This window comes from Acidisoma sp. C75 (assembly GCF_054665095.1).
On the sequence record NZ_BAAFHD010000003.1, the window covers coordinates 230,547 to 248,567 of the forward strand.

Genomic DNA, 18,021 nt, shown 5'->3' on the forward strand with positions numbered 1-18,021 from the left:
GGGGTTCATGCTCGCTCACGCGCCGCTCACTCAGCGAGAGCGGCGCCGCGGCGTCATCTGATCGGGATCAGCCCTCGCCGAGCTGGTCGAACCAGCGCTTCCACTCCGGCACCGCGGTCATGAAAGTGCCGCGGTGGTCCGTCTTACCGGTGGAGAGGGCGGTCACTGCGGTATTGCCGCTGCCGATCGCCTGCTGATAGGTCATCGCCATGCGGCCGACACCGGGCGTTATCACCTCGTCGCTCTCGCCGTAGTAGTTTCGCACCGGCGTTTGGATGATCCAGCGATAGACCTGCAAGGTCTCGGTCACGAGACGGCCATAGGCGGACGCCATAAAGAATTCGGGGTCGAAATAGGCCGGCCGTAGCAGATCGTGCAGTCTGGTGGGGACTTGTGCCATGTCGTAGCTCTGCCGCTCATAGACCGCGCGGGCGATGTCGTATCGGTTTTCGAGGAACATCGCGCGGGCGAGGCCCGGCAGGCCGTAATAGTTTTCGAACGAAAACGCAGTGAGAATAAAAAGCACGGGCACCCAGCTCGCATCGTTCCCGCGCGGAAAGTTCAGAAAGCCGCCCAAGGTCGCGAGCCCGTCCATCGGGCAGCTGGCCGTCACCGTGCCGCTGACCGGCACGCCGCTCCTCTGTAGCTTCTCGAGGAAGGCCATGGTGACGAACCCTCCCTGCGACCAGCCGGCGAGGAAGAGCTTCCCGGCGGAGAGGCCAAGCGCTTGCAGCACGGGGCGGGATGCCTGCAGCATATCGAAACATGCCTGCTGGTGGGCGGCTTTCACCAGATAGCCTTCCGGCTCGGCCGACAGGCCCATGCCGAAATAGTCGGCGCCGATAACGATATAGCCCTGGCCGGCGAACTGCGCGATCATCAGCGCCGTCTCGGGCGATTGGTCGGGGTCGGATGGAACCTGCTGCTTCCCGTAAACCGTGCCGTGCTGATAGGAGACCAGCGGAAACCGGGCGCCCGCCGTATCAGGCACGGCGAGGAGGCCTGAGGCCGCGATGGGCCGGTTTCCCTGCTCCGGAACGACCGAGGGATAGATTACCTGATAGAGCTTCACGCCATGCTGGGCTGGGGTGAAACGCATATCGAGCGCGAAGAATTTGGGGGCTTCCGCCAGCAGCACCTGATTGAGCTTCGCCGCATCCCACCTGCCGATGAGGCGATAGGTCACCCCCGCAGCGACCGGCAGGGCAGGCGGGCCCTCAATCTCCGCCGCCCTGGCGGTAGGCAGGCCGAATGACGCCACGGCTCCGAAAATCCCTGCTGCATGGCGCGCCAGGCTGCGCCGCCCCAAGACTGCGTTGTCGTTTTCCATCATCGGTATGGTGGCCCCGGATTCCTTGGCTTTCGGTGTATGCGCTCCACGCCGCCCTTGCCCAGCGATGGGCAAAGCCGGGGCGGTCGTCGCCCGGCAGCGCCCGCGCCGCGGGATCTTCCCGAGGGGAAAGCCAGAGCGGTTGGAGTTGGCGCTAAAAGACGCTACTTTTATCCTCGACCGCGCCGATCGTGCTTCTGGCTTTTGGTGCGATGGGGAGAAAGGGCCGCCGTCTGCGGCCCTGCGAGCTTGGCCGAGCCCCGATGCGATCCGAGGGACAAGCCCAGCCACCTATTCGCAAGAGGTAGATATCACTAACTAGCCTAGCCCAAAAAGTCTAGATTGCGCTGGGGCAAGCTTGCCGATCCTGGGTCGAGTCGGATCACTACAGACACATATGCTTCGCGCTCATGAATCTTGATCCGATCACGCTGATCGTCACGCACGGTTTGCTTATTGTTATCGTCAGCCTCAGCTACTTCATGGCCTGGGTGCAGACGCGGGACGAAGATGCCCTCCTGTGGATGGCGGGCGGTGCCTTCTCGGCCGGGCTTGGCGTGGTCGTTCGCTTCGGATTGCCTGCGCCAGCGTCACTTATCCTCGCGAATGGGCTTGTCGAGGGCGGAATGTGTGGCCTGTGGATGGCCTGTCGTCGGCTCTCCGGTCGGCCGGCCATGCCATGGATCTTGGGTCTTCCGCTGGTCGCCTGGGCGCTCCTGTCCGGGGTGCCATGGTTCTTCGAGGATATCGGGCGCCGTATCGTCCTCGCCAATATCGTCATGGGCAGCGTGTTCATTCTTGCTGTCAGGGAACTCTGGAGGCTCGAGGACTCCCCCAAGGTTCTACGCTTCTACATCATGGGGCTGCTCGGCCTTCAGGCGGCGGTCTATTGGGGATGGGCCGCCTTTAATTTAGCCGTGCCGCCTGTCTCCGGCCCCCTGCAGATGATTCGCGGCATCATGCTGGTCAATATCGCATCCCTTATCACCACGCTGCTGATGGCCGTCGGATTTATCGTTCTCGTCCGGGAACGGGCGATGGGGCATTACCGTTCTGCTGCGATCCGCGACGCGCTGACCGGGGTTGGCAATCGCCGGGCTTTCGAAGCAGCCCTCGATTCGGCCGGTTCCAGCATCGGGCGCCGCCCCCATCGGGGCCTGGCGCTCCTGATGATCGATGTCGATCACTTCAAATCCTATAACGACCAATACGGCCATGTGCAGGGCGATTGGTGCCTTCGCAAGCTTGCGATCGCATTGGACCAGGCTTCCAGGGAGGACCGCGCCAAGCTCTTCCGTTACGGCGGGGAGGAGTTCGTCGTGATGGCTTCGGGCCTCGATCTGGCGGGGGCGACGCGCCTGGCGAACCGCTTGCTGGCCTCCGTCCGATCGCTCGATCTCGCGCATGAACGGGCAGCGAGCCAGTTCGTCACCGTCAGCATCGGGGTCGCGATAGAGGAGACGCCCGCAACGCCGGGGGATATCGGCCGCGCGCTGGTCCGAGCGGCGGATAACGCGCTCTACCAAGCTAAGGTCTTCGGCAGAAATCAGGCTGTCATCATCGCTGGAGCGCAACAGGCTCAGGCATGAAGGGGCACGTCTTAGCAGTCTCCGGTTTCACCGGGTCGGAGAGCGGCGCTCGGTGGTTCGGGGATTGCGGATCTTGGCTCCCAGCCAGCCAGATCCGTGCGCGTGAGCGGGGAGATCGCGGGGTTGAGCCCGAGGACGACGCAGGGCGAAGGCAATTATGGCAGCGAGAGGCCGAGCTTCGCTGCCGCCCGCGCCACGCAAAGCTCGAAGATGTCGAGCGCGTCGAAAGAGCGGTCTCGCCCGTCTTGTGGAACGGCCATCGGTAGGCCGCCGGCCGCCTCAACCGCACCCGGGATCATGAGATTATCCGGCAGGCCGAAGCCTTCCACGGCCAAGCCCGGCAGAGGATCGGGCAGGGCCGCCACCTGGGCGCGGCTGCGTTCGGCGAAGAGTGTCGCGCTATTGGAATAGCCGAAGATCGGCCGGCCGCGGCCGAGGAACCAGCCGATCTCGACCAGCGTGCCGGAATCGGCGGAGGCGCCGCGAAAGGGTGTGAGATTGGCGATGACGATCTCCGCCCGCTCCATCATCTCCACATCCTTGGCGAAGATGGCAAGCCCGGCTTGGGCCTCGCTCATGCTGGCAAGGGCCGCGATATCCTCATTCAGCGGCGGCAGGCCGCGGATGGCATAGCGCGCGCAGATGGCGACCTTGGCGGCCGCGTGCTCGGCGGCATTCGGCAGGAAGACATCGGGCCCGGCGAGATAGGCGGTGATCATCCGGGGATGATGCCCGCCTTGTGCCCCGCTGGCAACGGAGCCTCACCCCCCGCGATTGGCGACGAGATCCTCCACCACGGACGGATCGGCGAGCGTCGAGGTATCGCCGAGGCTATCCACCTCGTTCGCCGCGATCTTGCGCAAGATGCGCCGCATGATCTTGCCGCTGCGCGTCTTGGGCAGGCCCGGCGCCCATTGGATGACATCGGGGGCGGCGATCGGCCCGATATCGCGCCGCACCCAGGCGACGAGTTCCTTCTTCAGCGCGTCAGTCGGCTCGATGCCGCGCTTGAGCGTGACATAGGCGTAGATGCCCTGGCCCTTCACGTCGTGCGGATAGCCGACGACGGCGGATTCCGCCACGTCGTGATGCCCGTCCAGCGCGCTCTCCACCTCGGCCGTGCCCATGCGATGCCCGGAGACGTTGATCACGTCATCGACGCGGCCGGTGATCCAGTAATAGCCGTCCGCGTCCCGGCGCGCGCCGTCCCCGGTGAAATAGAGGCCCTTATAGGTGCTGAAATAGGTCTTCACGAAACGGTCGTGGTCGCCATAGACCGTGCGCATCTGCCCCGGCCAGCTATCGGCAAGGCACAGATGCCCGTCCGCCTCGCCTTCGAGCGGCGTGCCATTGGCATCGACGATGACGGGCTTGACGCCCGGCAGCGGCAGGGTGGCCGAGCCCGGCTTCAGCGGATCTTGCCCCGGCACGGGAGAGATGAGGATGCCGCCCGTCTCCGTCTGCCACCAGGTATCCACAACCGGGCAGCGCCCATCGCCCACCACGTGATGATACCAGTCCCAGGCTTCGGGGTTGATCGGCTCACCGACCGATCCGAGCACCCGCAAGCTCGCGCGGCTGGCCCGCTTCACCGGCGCATCGCCATCGCGCATCAGCGCGCGGATGGCGGTGGGCGCCGTATAGAAGATTTCGACCTTGTGCTTGTCGACAACCTCCCAGAGCCGGCCGCTATCCGGATAGGTCGGGATGCCTTCGAACATCAGCGTCGTCCCGCCATTCGCGAGCGGACCATAGACGATGTAGGAATGCCCCGTCACCCAGCCGACATCGGCGGTGCACCAATAGACCTCGCCCGGGCGATAGTCGAAGACGATCTCATGCGTCAGGCTCGCCCAGACCATGTAGCCGCCGGTCGTATGCAGGACGCCTTTGGGGCTGCCGGTGCTGCCGGAGGTATAGAGGATGAAGAGCGGATCTTCGGCATCCATCTCCTCCGCCGGGCAATCGGCCGAGGCTTTCGCCATCAGCGCCGCGTAATCATGATCCCGCCCCTCGGTCATCGGCACGCGGGCGCCGGTAACGGGCACGACGAGCACATGCGAGACGCTCGGGCATTGCTTCAGCGCCTCATCGGTATTGGCTTTCAGCGGCACGCGCCGGCCACCGCGGCGGCCTTCATCGGCGGTGATGACGAGGCTCGATGCGCAATCGAGGATGCGCCCGGCGAGGCTCGATGGCGAGAAGCCGCCGAAGACGACGGAATGGATCGCGCCGATCCGCGCGCAGGCGAGCATGGCAACGGCCGCCTCGATCACCATCGGCAGGTAGATGGTGACGCGATCGCCCTTGCCGACGCCGAGACTTTTGAGAACGTTCGCAAGTTTGCAGACCTCGGCATGCAGCGCGCGATAGGTGATCTTGGTGTCCGTTCCCGGCTCGTCCCCTTCCCAGATGATGGCGACCTGATCGCCGCGCGTCTCGAGATGTCGATCCAGGCAGGAGACGGAGGCGTTCAGCCTGCCATCCTCGAACCACCTGATGGAAACATTGCCGTCATAGCTTACATTTTTCGTCTTGCTCGGGGCCTTCGCCCAGGCGATGCGGCTCGCCTGGTCTTTCCAGAAACGATCAGGATCGCCAGCGGCAGCGGCGCGGAGGGCGGCTACTTTCTCGGCGCTTTCAGCCAGGCGCTGGGAAATTGGATAGCGCGCATTGATCGCATGGTCAGGCATTCTTGGTTCCCTCTGTCATGCAGGGCGCCGCGCGGCGCCAAGGCGATTTCGGTTTCATCGACCGATTGCGGACAAAATCCGGGGCCTTACGCGGGAAGTCAAACGCTTTTCGGGAAACCGCGAACTCCTTATCCCCGGCCGCTATGGGCAAAGCCGTGCAGCGCCGAAACGATACCAGAAAAAGTCTCGGCGATGCGGGCACTCATGCCGCGACCGCGCAGGAAGCCATGCACCAGACCGAGGCCCGGATGCAGGCTGTGCGGCACGCCGCTCGTGGCCAGCGCCGCGGCATAATCATGCGCATCCTGGCTGAGCGGGTCGATATCCGCGGCAAAGATCGCGGCCGGCGGCAAAGTTGCGAAGTCATGCGTGGCGAGCGGCATGATCTCCGGATCGGTGATCGCCACCGGCTCGCGCCCGAGATAATGGCGCATATAGTTGAAGGCCGCCTGGCTGGTGAAAAGCGGCGCCTCGGCTTTCGGCGTTCCCATCGCGCGGCGGCTGTCCGGGTGCAGCATGGGGTAGATCAGAAGCTGCGCCCAGGGCATCGGCCGGCGCTTGGCGCGAAGCCGCAGGCAGAGGGCGACGACGAGGGCGCCGCCTGCGCTATCGCCACCGAGGATGACATGCTGATGCGAGCCGATGAGATCCTCGTAGGCGGCTTCGGCATCGTCCAGCGCGGCGGGGAAGGGGTGCTCCGGCGCGAGGCGGTAATCGAGCGCGATGACGCCCACCTCGCCGCCGGCGGCGAGATCGGCACAGATGCTGTCGTGGCTGTCGAGGCTGCCGAGGACGAAGCCGCCGCCATGGAAATAGAGCATGACGCGGCCGGGCACCGCATCGGGGGTGGTGTAGCTGCGTACGCGCAAGGTGCGGTCCGGGCCCGCCGCATGCAGCACGCCATCTGCCCGATGCAGCCCGGCCGGCATCGGCCGGGCGAAGGCCGCGCACATCCGGTCAAAGGCGGCGCGGGTTTGGGCGAGGCTCGCATCCGCGGGGAGATCCGCGCTCAGGGCTTCGGTGCGGCGGATGAAGTCCATCACCTCGTTGTCGAGCCTGAAGGGATTCATCGCCGTCTCCTCGATCTGGGTGCTGCCGGAACGCCGCAGCGCACCGGGGGAAATGCCGCGCGCCTCAGGGTTGCTGGCCGGTCTGGATCTTGTAGCTCATCCCGGCCTCGACCTCCTGGATCGCCGCCCGGGTATCCCTCAGCGCCGCCGCGATATGGCCCGCCGCATCCGGCGTCGCCTGGCCGAGGGCGGAGGCCGCGTCGTTCAGGCTGGCCAGCGCGTTGTTCATGTGGTTCTGGTGATGCAGCGCGCAGCCCGCGATGAGGCTGCCGCCTGCGAAGGCGAAAGCGAGCAGCGCGCCCCGCCGGAAGGCTCCGCCCGTCATGGCCCGACCGCCCGGATTTCCGCCTCGGCCCGGTCGATCAGCGCGATCGCGGCCTGCGGATGGCCGCCCTTGTTGTTCCGCGTTTCGGAGAGATAGCCGCGCGCCTTCTGTAGCGCCGCCATCGCCTGGGCGAGCTGCGGCGTCTCCGCCGCCGCCACCACCGTGCCGGCGCCTGCGGCGCAGGCCACCAGCAGCAGCAATCCGAAACTTCTCATCCGCGCCGCCATCCGCTGCCTCCTCATTCGCTTTCAGTGCAACAGGATATAGCGGCGAGCGCCGCGCCGGCTAGGGCCGGAACCCGGGCCTGCGGCCACCCGCCCAGGGGGCTGGGGTGAAGCGGCGGAAACAAGGGCTTCAGACGGTCGGAGCCGGCGCGGGCGGTGCGGCCTTCAGGCGGAAGCCTGGGCCTTCTCGACCGCCGCCCGCTCGCGCACCGCGCGGGCCATGGCAGCGATGCCGTTGCCGCGATTGGTCGAGAGCGCCTCGATCAGGCCGAGGTCTTTCAGAAAGACCGGATCGGTCGCTAGGATGTCGTCCGGGGTCCGCCCGGAATAGACGCGGAGGAGGAGCGCGATGAGGCCGGAGACGATCGCCGCATCCGAGGCGCCGGCGAAATAGAGCCGCCCCGCGCGCATCGCCGCCTCCATCCATACCCGGCTCTGGCAGCCGGGCACGCGATGCGCATCATCCGCCCAATCCTCGGGGTAGGGCGGCAGCTTGCGCCCCAACTCGATGATATAGCCGTAGCGTTCCATCCACTCGTCGAAAACGCCAAGCTCGTCCCCGATGGCGGAGACGGCCTCGGCCGCCGTCTCCTCCTCCGGCATCACGAAAGGGTCGGCGCCGCTCACCGCCCGGCGCTCACAGGATGAAGCGGCTGAGATCGCCCCGCGCGGCGAGCGGCGCCACCCGGTCGCGCACATCGCTCGCCGCGAGGGTGATGGTCTCGCCCGGGCGGTCGGAGGCGGTGAAGCTGATCTCCTCGAAGAGCTTTTCGAGCACCGTCGCCAGACGCCGCGCGCCGATATTTTCGACCCGATCGTTGATATCGGCCGCGAGTTCGGCCACCGCGTCGATCGCCTCCTCGGTGATGTCGAGGCTGACGCGCTCGGTCTCCATCAGCGCGACATATTGCTTGAGGAGCGAGTGCTCGGGCTCGGTCAGGATGCGGCGCATATCCTCGCGCGAGAGCGGCGAAAGCTCGACGCGGATCGGCAGCCGACCTTGCAGCTCGGGCAGCAGGTCCGAGGGCTTGGCGACATGGAAGGCGCCCGAGGCGATGAAGAGGATGTGATCGGTCTTCACCGGCCCGTGCTTGGTGTTGACCGTGGTGCCCTCAATGAGCGGCAGCAGGTCGCGCTGCACGCCCTCGCGGCTGACATCGCCGCCGCGGAAGCCGGCTTCGGTGCGGGCGCAGATCTTGTCGATCTCGTCGAGGAAGACGATGCCGTTATTCTCGGCATGCGCCACCGCATCCTTGATGAGCTGTTCGTTATCGAGCAGCTTGTCCGCCTCCTCGCGCTCCAGCGCGCGGCGAGCGGCGGCGACTGTCATCTTCTTCGCCTGCGCCGGGCGGCCGAACATGCCCTTCATCATCTCGCCGAGATTGATCGCCTGGCCGGGCTGGAGATCCATCTGGCCGATGGCATTGGGCGGCGCCTCGGCGATGGCGACCTCGATTTCCTTGGTCTCGAACTCGCCCTGGCGCAGCATGCGGCGGAATTTGGAGCGGGTATCGGCGGCAGCCCCTTCCCCCACCAGGGCGGTGATGATGCGCTCCTCGGCGGCGAGCTCGGCCCGGGCCTGCACGTCCTTGCGGCTCGCCTCGCGCATCATGGTGATGCTGACTTCGACGAGATCGCGCACGATGCTTTCGACATCGCGGCCGACATAGCCGACTTCGGTGAATTTCGTCGCTTCCACCTTCAGGAAGGGCGCCTGGGCGAGGCGGGCGAGGCGGCGGGCGATCTCGGTCTTGCCGCAGCCGGTCGGCCCGATCATGAGGATGTTGCGGGGGACGATCTCTTCGCGCATGCCCTCTGGCACCTGCTGGCGCCGCCAGCGGTTGCGCAGAGCAATGGCGACGGCGCGCTTGGCGTCGTTCTGGCCGATGATATAGCGGTCGAGTTCGGAGACGATCTCCCGCGGGGAATAGGTGGGGGCTTCCATGGGCTTATCCTCGAGCACTGCGGGCGGCCCCGCTGGGCAGCGGCCGGTCGCAGCCTAAAAGTTGATCCGTCTCGCGCGCGGAGCGGGTAGAACAGCCGCGCGCGGGCGGGAACAATGCGGTCAGATGGTCTCCACCACAAGGCTGTGGTTGGTATAGACGCAAATATCCGCGGCGATCTTCATCGAGCGGCGGACGATCTCCTCGGCCGAAAGCTCCGGCACGTCGATCAGCGCGCGGGCGGCGGAGAGCGCGTAATTGCCGCCCGAGCCGATGCCGATGATGCCATCCTCCGGCTCCAGCACATCGCCATTGCCCGTCAGCGTATAGGAATGCCCGGCATCGACGACGATCATCATGGCTTCCAGCCGGCGCAGGTAGCGATCCGTCCGCCAGTCCTTGGCGAGTTCGACGCAGGCGCGTTCGAGCTGGTTGGGGAAGCGTTCGAGCTTGGCTTCCAGCCGTTCCAGCAGGGTGAAGGCATCCGCCGTGGCGCCCGCGAAACCGGCGATGACCGAGCCGTTGCCGATGCGGCGGACCTTGCGGGCATTGCCCTTGATGACGGTCTGGCCGAGCGTCACCTGGCCGTCTCCGCCCACGGCGACCTGGCCGTCCCGGCGGACGCTGAGGATGGTTGTGCCGTGCCAACCGATGGGATCATGCGGCGAGGAAGATGTGTTCATGGGCTCCGACATGGGTCCGCACACGTTTTCGTGCAAGCCGTCGCCGAGCACGCGGCCATGCCGCGGCTGCATGTGAGCCTTAGCTCCCTCGCCGGCCGAACAGCGTTTCGATCTCCGCCTTGGAGAAGCGCAGGAAGGTGGGGCGGCCATGGCTGCAGGTGGCGGCGCGCGGCACCTGTTCCATCTGGCGGAGGAGCGCGTTCATCTCCGCCTCGTTCAGCCGGCGGCCGGCGCGGATGCTGCCATGGCAGGCCATGCGGGCGATGACCGCATCGAGCCGGGCTTCGAGCGCGGTGCTCGCCTCTGCCTCCGCCAGTTCGTCGGCGATATCGCGCAGCAGCGGGGCAGGGTCGGCCGTGCCGAGCACGGCGGGCAGCGCGCGGACCATGACGGCCCCCGGCCCGAAGCCTTCGAGGTCGAGTCCGAGGCGGGCGAGCAGCGGGGCCGCCGCCGCCAGCCGCGCGGCATCGCTGTCCGGCAGGTCGATGATCGCCGGCAGCAGCAGGGGCTGGGTGCGTGGCCCGGCTGCGCCCAGCACCTGCTCGCGCAGCGCCTCATGCGTCAGCCGCTCATGGGCGGCGTGCTGATCGACGAGGATGAGCGTGCCATCCGCCGCGACCGCCAGGATATAGGTGTCGAGCACTTGGGCGACGGCGGCGCCCAGCGGATGCGCGGCCAGGCCCGGCTCCGCCTCGGCGGCGCGCTGCGGCAGGGTGCGGGCGGCGGGCGCGGCGGCGAAAGGCAGCTGGGCTTCCGCGAGCATCGCGCCCGGCCCCGGCGCGCCATGGCTGCCTGGCCCGGCATAGGCCGGCGCTGGTGCCGCCTCTGCCGCCACCGGCCGCGCATAGGCGTTGAAGGCGCGGCCATAGCCCCGCAGGCTCGCCCGCGGCTGGGTGTGCAGCCGCGCGGGGCGGGCAAGCGCGCTGCGCAGCGCGCCGATGACGAGGCTCTTGATGCCCTCGGGGTCGCGGAAGCGGAGTTCGGTCTTGGCCGGATGCACGTTCACATCCACCGCCCGCGGCGGCAGGTCGAGCCAGAGGCCGGCGATCGCGTGCCGCCCGCGCGGGATGACCTCGAAATAGGCGACCCGGATCGCCGTGCGCAGCACCGGGTCGAGCACCGGCCGGCCATTGACGACGAAATACTGCGCCGCCGTGGTCGCCCGGTGGGTGGCCGCGCCCGCGGCGAAACCGCTGGCCCGCACATCTTCCCGCTCTGCCGCCACCGGCAGCAGGGCCTCCGCCTCCTCGGTGCTGAGGAGGGCGGCGAGGCGGCCGCGCGCATCGCTCGGCGGCAGGTCGAGCAGCACCCGCCCGGCATGGCTGAGGTGAAAGGCGACGGCGGGCGCGGCGAGGGCGAGGCGCCGCACCACCGCTTCCGCCTGCTCCGCCTCGGCCCGCGGGCTGCGCAGGAAGGCGCGGCGGGCGGGGGTCGCGAAAAACAGGTCGGAGACCAGGATGCGCGTGCCGGGCGGCCCCGCCGCCGGCGTGACCTCGGAGACCATCCCACCCTCGACGCGGATCTGATAGGCGCTCTCGGCGCCGCGCGGCCGGCTGGTGATGGCAAGCCGGGCGGCAGCGCCGATCGAGGGCAGCGCCTCGCCGCGAAAGCCCAGCGTGCGGATATTCACCAGATCTCCGGCCTCAGAGAGCTTGCTCGTGGCGTGGCGCTGGATGGCGATGGGCAGATCCTCGGGCGCCATGCCCTGCCCATCATCGGTCACCTCGATGCGGCGGATGCCGCCCTCCTCGAGGAGGATCGCAATGCGGCTCGCCCCGGCGTCGAGGGCGTTTTCCACCAGCTCCTTGAGCGCCGCCGCCGGCCGCTCCACCACCTCGCCGGCGGCGATACGGTCCACGACATGGGAAGGAAGCAGGCGAATCGCGGGCATGGCGGGCAGCATGCCATAGGAGGCGGGCGCGCTCTATGGCGCAGTCGCCGGCACCCCGCGCCTCCTCGCGCAGCAGCCTCCCGCCGCGGGGGTCGCCAAAACGCCCGAGACGGGTTAGGTGCCTGCCCGCTCAGGGCAATGGGCGAAAGGCGGCAGTTCGGCAGCATGGCTTATACGGTCAAGGAAATCTTCTACACGCTTCAGGGTGAGGGGCGGAATGCCGGCCGCGCCGCGGTCTTCTGCCGCTTTGCCGGCTGCAACCTCTGGTCCGGCCGCGAGGCGGATCGCGCCGCCGCCATCTGCCGCTTCTGCGATACCGATTTCGTGGGGACCGACGGGCCGCGGGGCGGCCGCTTCGCGAGCGCCGAAGCCCTGGCCGCGGCGATCGCCGCGCTCTGGCCGCAAGGCGCGGGCGGCGGGCCAGATGGTGCCAGGCCCTTCACCGTGCTCACCGGCGGGGAGCCGCTGTTGCAGGTGGATGCTGCGCTGACCGCGGCCCTCCATGCCCGCGGTTTCGACATCGCGGTCGAGACCAACGGTACCCAGCCCCTGCCCGAGGGGATCGATTGGGTTTGCGTCAGCCCCAAGGCCGGCGCGCCGCTGCGGCTCACCGCTGGCGACGAGCTGAAGCTCGTCCATCCCCAGGCTGGCCTGGAGCCGGCGGCGTTCGAACACCTCGCCTTCGATCACTTCCTGCTCTCGCCGATGGATGGGCCCGATCGTGCCCGCGCCATGGCCGAGACCGTCGCCTATTGCCTCGCCCATCCGCGCTGGCGCCTCAGCCTGCAGACGCACAAGATTCTCGGGATCGCCTGATGTTCGAACTCACCAAGCAGTTTCGTTTCGATTCGGCCCATACGCTCGACCGCTCGATCGATACGGAAGCGAGCCGCCGCATCCACGGCCACTCCTACCGGGCGACGGCGACGGTGCGGGGCCTGCCCGATCCCGTCTCCGGCATGATCATCGACCTCGGCACCTTCGAGCGGATTTTGACCGATACGCGAGACGCGCTCGACCATCGCCTTCTGGACGATGTGCCCGGCCTTGGGCCCGCCACGCTCGAAAACCTCTGCCTCTGGATTTGGCGCCGTCTCGCGCCCCGTTGCCCTGGCCTCGTCCGCATCACGGTTTATCGTGACAGCGGCGAGGAAAGCTGCACCTATTTCGGTGAGCACGAGGCGCTTTCGAAGCAGCCTGCCGCGGCAATACCAACTTAACCTTTTTTGCCTAGCCTCGGGCCGCGCGACGCATGGGCGACTAGGGTGAGACGCGGCTGATAAGGAAAGGCGGCCCAGGTGGCGAGGCAGCGCGGGCAAGACGAGGGGCGGGCGCGTGGTGCGCCTGCGGCGCCGTCCGTAACGTTTCACGGAGGCGTTGCAGAAGGGTTGCGGGCATCGGCTGCTTCGCTCGTGCCGGAGCATCACGTCTTCCTTGGCCGGCAGCCTATCCTTGGGCGCGGTTGTGAGCTGATGGCTTATGAGCTGCTCTTTCGCTCAGGCCAAGAGAACGCCGCCGTTTTCAAAGATGATTTCGCAGCGACCGCGAGTGTGATCGACAGCGCCTTCCTCTCGCTCGGCATCCAACGGGCGATTGGGGACAAAACCGCCTTCATCAATGTCAGCGCCGACGGTTTGATGAGCGAGATGATCGAGGTACTGCCGAGGGACCGGGTGGTGCTTGAAATCCTCGAAAGCGTCGAGCTTGCCGATGCGATCGTGGAGCGATGCCGCGCCCTCAAGCGCGAAGGCTTTCGCTTCGCGCTGGACGATGTCGTGGGCCTCTCGCCCGCCCAGATCGCGATGCTCGATTGCATCAGCTATGTGAAGTTCGACATCCGCAAGATACGGCCACCGGAGATTCCGGCGCTCGTGGCCATGGTTCACGAGCACAGGACCAAAGCGGTCGCCGAGAAGGTCGAGACCGAGGCGGAGTTCGAACTCTGCAAGGCTGCAGGTGCCGATTATTTCCAGGGCTATTTCTTCGCGCGCCCTACCGTCATCAGTGGCCGCGCCTTGCAGCCGCCGAAACCGATCCTGATCGCGCTCATGCGGTTGCTGGCGAGCGACCCGGATATCTCCGTGCTGGAGGAGATGCTGAAGGCGGCGCCCGATCTTACGATCCGGCTCCTGCGGCTCGCGAATTCAGTGAGTATGGGCTCCTTGCACAAGATCAGCAGCCTGCGGGGCGCCATCTTGCGCATCGGCTTGGTGCAGATCCGGCGTATGGTGCAGGTGACACTCTTCGCCCGCTACCATGCTGCCGACATCTCCTCCGATCCGCTGGTGCAAGCGGCGGCGATCCGCGGCCGGCTGATGGAGAACCTCGCGGTCTCTCGCGGTATGTCGGGGCTGCGCGAAGAGGCTTTCGTCGTCGGCATCCTCAGCCTGGCTGACGGCGTCTTCGGCCAGACGATGATCGATCTCCTGCAAGTGCTCGATCTCGACGAGACGCTGCACCAGGCCCTGCTGCTGCGCGCGGGGCCGCTCGGCGAACTTCTGGCCCTGGTCGAGGCGAGCGAGCAGACCGACGGGGCGGACACCGCCGCCCTCCTCGCCCGCATGACCCCGGCCGAGGCGATGGAGTTCAACCGCCTTCAGATCGAAGCGATGCGCTGGGCAAGCAACCTTTAGAATTCTCAGGCTGATACAGAACCACTCCTCAAATTCGTCATGCCCGGCATGAAGCCGGGCATGACGAGGTTGTGGCGATTCAATCAGTGTCTGACGAACTCTAAGCTGTCGCCCGGCCGGACGTCTCGTGCGCTTACGCCTCCCCGCGCAGCGCCAGGAAGGCTTTCATCAGGCCGAGCGTCGAGCCGTCATGCTTCCCCCGATCGGCCCCGGGTTCGAGCGAGGGGATGATCGCCTGGGCGAGCTTCTTGCCGAGTTCCACGCCCCACTGGTCGTAGCTGTTGATCCCCCAGATGGCGCCTTGCACGGCGACCTTGTGCTCGTAGAGCGCGATAAGTCGGCCGAGGCTATAGGCGTCGAGCTTCTTGTAGAGAATCGTCGTCGAAGGCCGTTCGCCGCTGAAGACGCGATGCGGGGCGACGCGCTTGATTGTCTCCTCATCCGCCCCGGCCTTGCGCATCTCCTCCGTCACCTCTTCGAGGCTCTTGCCGGCGAGCAGCGCTTCGGCCTGCGCGAAGACATTGGCGGCGAGGATGCGATGCGCCTCCGGCCGGTTGTGATCGGCTTCGGCGGCGAGGATGAAATCGACCGGCACCAGCGCCGGGCCTTGATGGACGAGCTGCATGAAGCTGTGCTGCGCATCCGTCCCCGGTTCACCGAAGACGACAGGGCAGGTCTGGTGCGCCACATGATCCCCCGCGAGGCGGACGGATTTGCCGTTGCTCTCCATCTCCAGCTGCTGGAGATAGGCCGGGAAGCGGGCGAGGCGGGCATCATAGGCGAGGATGCAAAGCGTCGCCGCGCCCAGGACGTCGAGATTCCAGATCCCGGTGAGTGCCAGCAGCGCGGGGAGGTTCTTCTCAAGCGGGGTCGAACGGAAGTGATGATCCATCGCCCGCCCGCCGGCGAGGAACTGCTCGAATTCATCCCAGCCTGCCGCGAGGGCGACGGAAAGCCCGATCGCCGACCATACCGAATAGCGGCCGCCCACCCAGTCACGGAAGCCGAAGACGCGGTCTTCGGGAATGCCGAATTTCGCGGTCTCCTTGAGGTTCGTCGAAAGCGCGCCGAAATGATGGCTCACGGCCTCTTCGCCGAGTGCGCCCGCAATCCAATCCCGCGCCGCATGGCCGTTGGTCATGGTCTCCAGCGTCGTGAAGGTCTTGCTCGCCACCAGCACGAGGGTGCGCGCCGGGTCGAGCGTGCGGGAAAGCTCGGCGAAGGCATGGCCATCGACATTCGAGAGGAAATGCGGGTTGATCTTGGCGCCATGCACATAGGTGAGTGCGAGCGAGACCATGCGCGGCCCGAGATCGGAGCCGCCGATGCCGATATTGAGCACATCGGTGAAGGGCTTGCCGTCTGCCGCGACGATCTCGCCCGCATGCACGGCGCGGACGAACTTCTCCATATGCGCGCGTTCTTTCGCCGCCACTTGGGATGCGTCCTCAAAGCCGCCATCGGGCGTCACGGCGCGGAAGCCGTCTCCGGGCAGGCTGCGGAGCGCCATGTGCATGGCCGAGCGATGTTCGGTCATATTCACCGGCTCACCCGCGAAGAGGCGGGCGATGAAGTCCTCGACCTTGGCGGCGCGGGCGAGTTCGAACAGCGCCTCCAGCGCCTCGGGGCTGATCGAGGTCTTGGAGAAATCGAGGAAGAGATCCTCGAAGCGGGCGGAGAATTTTTCGGCGCGGTTGGGGTCGGCCTTGAAGAGCGGCGTGATCTTCCGGCCATCGGGCTTTGCCGCGAGGGCTGCGAGCTTGTCCCAGGCAGGCTGGGTGGCCGAGGCGGGCAGGGGGGTCGGGTCGGACATCATCGTCTCCTTTGCAAAAGGAAAGGGCCAGCGCCCCCGCGGGGCTCAGCCATTCATCAGGGCACGCACATGGGTCGCGGCCGAAGCCGCCAGGGCATCGAGATCATAGCCGCCTTCGAGCAGCGAGACGACGCGGCCGCCGGTATGCCGCGCCGCCATCGCGAGGATCGCTTCCGTGACCCAGCCGAAATCCGCGGCATCGAGGTCGATCTGCGCCAGCGGATCGTCGCGATGCGCATCGAACCCAGCCGAGATGATGATGCAATCCGGCCGGAAGCTGTCGAGCGCGGGCAGGATCTTACCCTCCCATGCGGCCTGGAAGCCAGCGCGCCCGGTGCCCGCCGGCAGCGGGGCATTGACGATCTGGCCGTGGGCGCCGCGTTCGGTCGCCGCGCCGGTGCCGGGGTAGAAGGGATGCTGGTGGCTGGAGCCGAAGAAGAAATCGGCATCCTCCCAGGCGATCGCCTGGGTGCCGTTGCCGTGATGCACGTCGAAATCGAGGACGGCGAGGCGGCTCTTGCCCCAGCGCTGCCGGGCATGGAGTGCGGCGATCGCGGCATTGGCGAAGAGGCAGAAGCCCATGGCGCGGTCGGGCTCGGCATGGTGGCCGGGCGGGCGGGTGGCGACGAAGGCGCGTGCCACGCGCCCGCTCTCCACCGCATCGACCGCCGCGACCGCGCCGCCCGCGGCATGACGTGCGGCTTCCGCCGAGGCCGCGCTCATGACCGTATCGGGGTCGAGGCGTACCAGCTCATCCGGGCCCGGCCGGGTGCCGAGGATCAGGTCGATGTAGTGCTGTGGATGGGCGAGGCGGAGTGCTGCTTCATCGGCTGCCGGTGCCTCTTCGCGGATGAGGGAGGCGAAGCCCGGCTCGCCGAGTGCTGCTTCCACCGCCCGCAGCCGCGCGATCCGCTCCGGGTGCCCCGGGCCGGTGTCATGCAGGAAGCCGGACGGGTGCGTCAGCAGCAGGACCGTCATTCAGATCGTCCTCAACATTCCGCCATCGGCAAAGAAGGTGGAGCCGACGCAATAGCTCGCCCGCTCCGAGCAGAGGAAGACGAAGAGATCGGCGATTTCGCGCGGCTCGGCGAAGCGCTTGATGGGCGCGTATTCCTCCGCCACGCCGCGCAGATGCCCTTCCCAATCGCCGCCCGAATCGGCGGTGAGCTGTTTCGCGGTCTTGATCCAGTCCGGCGTCAGCACCAGGCCGGGATTGACCGTATTGACGCGAATATTATCCCCAACCACCTCATTGGCGAGGTTTTTCGAGAACATGACCAGCGCCGCTTTCGTGACATTGTAGATCGGCTCGTAGCCGAGCGGCTGGCTCGCGCAGATCGAGGCGTTGTGCAGGATGACGCCGCCGCCACGCCGGCGCATGCCGGGCACCAGGCCGCGGGCGAGGCGGATCGCCGCCATCACGTGCAGGTTCCAGTAGAAGTCCCACTTCGCGTCCGGGGCCTCCATGATCGTCTCGTTGCTGCCGGTGCCGGCATTGTTGATCAGGATATCAGCCCCGCCGAAGGCCGCCTCCGCCCGCGCCGCGATCGCGTCTGTGGCCTCCGGGGTCGAGACATCGCCGGCAATGGTTTCCACCCGCACGCCGAAGGCCTTGGCGATGCGCCCGGCTTCCAGCGCAAGGCGCGCGCCGTCGCGCGCGGCGAGCAGGAGATGGACGCCCTCCGCCGCCAGCCCCTCGGCGATGGCAAGCCCGATGCCCACGCTGCCGCCGGTGATGACAGCGACCTTGCCGTTCAAACCGAGTTCCATGCCCCTGACACTCCGTCCCTGATGGTTTTCTGATAGTTTTCTGAGGTATTTCTGATG

17 protein-coding genes are annotated in these 18,021 nt (G+C 67.0%); 4 read left to right on the forward strand and 13 right to left on the reverse strand.

Annotated elements, in window-relative coordinates:
- Positions 1-67 precede the first annotated feature (67 nt).
- Positions 68-1,261: an alpha/beta hydrolase family protein gene (locus ACYQ7X_RS05435; protein WP_459695842.1), complete on the reverse strand. Its 1,194-nt coding sequence runs from the start codon at positions 1,259-1,261 to the stop codon at positions 68-70.
- A gap of 479 nt (positions 1,262-1,740) precedes the next feature.
- Between ACYQ7X_RS05435 and ACYQ7X_RS05440 the strand changes: the two genes are divergently transcribed.
- Complete coding sequence (locus ACYQ7X_RS05440) at positions 1,741-2,919, forward strand: GGDEF domain-containing protein (protein WP_459695843.1); 1,179 nt, start codon at positions 1,741-1,743, stop codon at positions 2,917-2,919.
- A 155-nt stretch (positions 2,920-3,074) separates the two neighbouring features.
- Here ACYQ7X_RS05440 and ACYQ7X_RS05445 read toward each other — a convergent pair whose 3' ends face one another.
- The 9 genes from ACYQ7X_RS05445 to mutL all read right to left on the reverse strand — a co-directional run bounded on the left by ACYQ7X_RS05445 (position 3,075) and on the right by mutL (position 11,748).
- Complete coding sequence (locus ACYQ7X_RS05445) at positions 3,075-3,638, reverse strand: nucleoside 2-deoxyribosyltransferase (RefSeq protein WP_459695844.1); 564 nt, start codon at positions 3,636-3,638, stop codon at positions 3,075-3,077.
- A gap of 42 nt (positions 3,639-3,680) precedes the next feature.
- A complete protein-coding gene (gene acs / locus ACYQ7X_RS05450; RefSeq protein WP_459695845.1) occupies positions 3,681-5,612 on the reverse strand; it encodes an acetate--CoA ligase in 1,932 nt (643 codons plus the stop codon).
- A 128-nt stretch (positions 5,613-5,740) separates the two neighbouring features.
- Entirely contained in the window at positions 5,741-6,682 is a 942-nt protein-coding gene (locus ACYQ7X_RS05455) for an alpha/beta hydrolase (RefSeq protein ID WP_459695846.1), read from the reverse strand.
- A gap of 64 nt (positions 6,683-6,746) precedes the next feature.
- Positions 6,747-7,007 (reverse strand): hypothetical protein, encoded by a 261-nt coding sequence (locus ACYQ7X_RS05460; protein WP_459695847.1) that lies wholly within the window; start codon positions 7,005-7,007, stop codon positions 6,747-6,749.
- Positions 7,004-7,222, reverse strand: a complete 219-nt coding sequence (locus ACYQ7X_RS05465; protein WP_459695848.1) for a hypothetical protein — start codon at positions 7,220-7,222, stop codon at positions 7,004-7,006. Before ACYQ7X_RS05465 ends, ACYQ7X_RS05460 begins: the two co-directional genes overlap by 4 nt.
- Positions 7,223-7,396: 174 nt before the next feature.
- Positions 7,397-7,834, reverse strand: coding sequence for a SufE family protein (locus ACYQ7X_RS05470; RefSeq protein WP_459696023.1), 438 nt, complete (start codon positions 7,832-7,834; stop codon positions 7,397-7,399).
- 34 nt (positions 7,835-7,868) lie between these two features.
- Positions 7,869-9,176 (reverse strand): ATP-dependent protease ATPase subunit HslU, encoded by a 1,308-nt coding sequence (hslU, locus tag ACYQ7X_RS05475; protein ID WP_459695849.1) that lies wholly within the window; start codon positions 9,174-9,176, stop codon positions 7,869-7,871.
- A 120-nt stretch (positions 9,177-9,296) separates the two neighbouring features.
- Positions 9,297-9,857 (reverse strand): ATP-dependent protease subunit HslV, encoded by a 561-nt coding sequence (gene hslV / locus ACYQ7X_RS05480; RefSeq protein ID WP_459695850.1) that lies wholly within the window; start codon positions 9,855-9,857, stop codon positions 9,297-9,299.
- A 79-nt stretch (positions 9,858-9,936) separates the two neighbouring features.
- Positions 9,937-11,748: a DNA mismatch repair endonuclease MutL gene (gene mutL, locus ACYQ7X_RS05485; protein WP_459695851.1), complete on the reverse strand. Its 1,812-nt coding sequence runs from the start codon at positions 11,746-11,748 to the stop codon at positions 9,937-9,939.
- 165 nt (positions 11,749-11,913) lie between these two features.
- Here mutL and queE point away from each other — a divergent pair, with 165 nt between their 5' ends.
- From queE to ACYQ7X_RS05500, 3 genes are all read left to right on the forward strand, one after another.
- Positions 11,914-12,564 carry a 7-carboxy-7-deazaguanine synthase gene (queE, locus tag ACYQ7X_RS05490; protein WP_459695852.1) on the forward strand — a complete coding sequence of 217 codons (651 nt, stop codon included), beginning with the start codon at positions 11,914-11,916 and terminating at the stop codon, positions 12,562-12,564.
- Positions 12,564-12,968 (forward strand): 6-pyruvoyl trahydropterin synthase family protein, encoded by a 405-nt coding sequence (locus ACYQ7X_RS05495; protein ID WP_459695853.1) that lies wholly within the window; start codon positions 12,564-12,566, stop codon positions 12,966-12,968. The genes queE and ACYQ7X_RS05495 overlap by 1 nt, the downstream gene beginning before the upstream one ends.
- A gap of 192 nt (positions 12,969-13,160) precedes the next feature.
- On the forward strand, positions 13,161-14,381 hold the full coding sequence (locus tag ACYQ7X_RS05500; RefSeq protein WP_459696024.1) for an EAL and HDOD domain-containing protein: 1,221 nt from the start codon (positions 13,161-13,163) through the stop codon (positions 14,379-14,381).
- Positions 14,382-14,514: 133 nt separating this feature from the next.
- Here the strand turns inward: ACYQ7X_RS05500 and pgi are convergent, their stop codons facing one another.
- From pgi to ACYQ7X_RS05515, 3 genes are read right to left on the reverse strand one after another with little or no spacing between them, the layout of a single operon-like run.
- A complete protein-coding gene (gene pgi, locus ACYQ7X_RS05505) occupies positions 14,515-16,194 on the reverse strand; it encodes a glucose-6-phosphate isomerase (protein ID WP_459695854.1) in 1,680 nt (559 codons plus the stop codon).
- Positions 16,195-16,239: 45 nt separating this feature from the next.
- Positions 16,240-17,172 (reverse strand): histone deacetylase family protein, encoded by a 933-nt coding sequence (locus ACYQ7X_RS05510; RefSeq protein WP_459695855.1) that lies wholly within the window; start codon positions 17,170-17,172, stop codon positions 16,240-16,242.
- The gene (locus ACYQ7X_RS05515; protein ID WP_459695856.1) at positions 17,173-17,964 is read right to left on the reverse strand and encodes an SDR family NAD(P)-dependent oxidoreductase; all 792 of its coding nucleotides are present in this window, start codon (positions 17,962-17,964) and stop codon (positions 17,173-17,175) included. It abuts the gene before it with no gap.
- Positions 17,965-18,021 lie beyond the last annotated feature (57 nt).

Bases quoted from the DNA above. Each gene is read 5' to 3' on its own strand.
- ACYQ7X_RS05445 (WP_459695844.1), bottom strand. From the start codon at position 3,638: ATGATCACCGCCTATCTCGCCGGGCCCGATGTCTTCCTGCCGAATGCC.
- ACYQ7X_RS05515 (WP_459695856.1), bottom strand. From the start codon at position 17,964: ATGGAACTCGGTTTGAACGGCAAGGTCGCTGTCATCACCGGCGGCAGC.
- pgi (WP_459695854.1), bottom strand. From the start codon at position 16,194: ATGTCCGACCCGACCCCCCTGCCCGCCTCGGCCACCCAGCCTGCCTGG.
- mutL (WP_459695851.1), bottom strand. From the start codon at position 11,748: ATGCCCGCGATTCGCCTGCTTCCTTCCCATGTCGTGGACCGTATCGCC.
- hslV (WP_459695850.1), bottom strand. From the start codon at position 9,857: ATGAACACATCTTCCTCGCCGCATGATCCCATCGGTTGGCACGGCACA.
- ACYQ7X_RS05460 (WP_459695847.1), bottom strand. From the start codon at position 7,007: ATGACGGGCGGAGCCTTCCGGCGGGGCGCGCTGCTCGCTTTCGCCTTC.
- ACYQ7X_RS05510 (WP_459695855.1), bottom strand. From the start codon at position 17,172: ATGACGGTCCTGCTGCTGACGCACCCGTCCGGCTTCCTGCATGACACC.
- queE (WP_459695852.1), top strand. From the start codon at position 11,914: ATGGCTTATACGGTCAAGGAAATCTTCTACACGCTTCAGGGTGAGGGG.
- ACYQ7X_RS05470 (WP_459696023.1), bottom strand. From the start codon at position 7,834: ATGCCGGAGGAGGAGACGGCGGCCGAGGCCGTCTCCGCCATCGGGGAC.
- ACYQ7X_RS05495 (WP_459695853.1), top strand. From the start codon at position 12,564: ATGTTCGAACTCACCAAGCAGTTTCGTTTCGATTCGGCCCATACGCTC.
- ACYQ7X_RS05440 (WP_459695843.1), top strand. From the start codon at position 1,741: ATGAATCTTGATCCGATCACGCTGATCGTCACGCACGGTTTGCTTATT.
- acs (WP_459695845.1), bottom strand. From the start codon at position 5,612: ATGCCTGACCATGCGATCAATGCGCGCTATCCAATTTCCCAGCGCCTG.
- hslU (WP_459695849.1), bottom strand. From the start codon at position 9,176: ATGGAAGCCCCCACCTATTCCCCGCGGGAGATCGTCTCCGAACTCGAC.
- ACYQ7X_RS05455 (WP_459695846.1), bottom strand. From the start codon at position 6,682: ATGAATCCCTTCAGGCTCGACAACGAGGTGATGGACTTCATCCGCCGC.
- ACYQ7X_RS05465 (WP_459695848.1), bottom strand. From the start codon at position 7,222: ATGAGAAGTTTCGGATTGCTGCTGCTGGTGGCCTGCGCCGCAGGCGCC.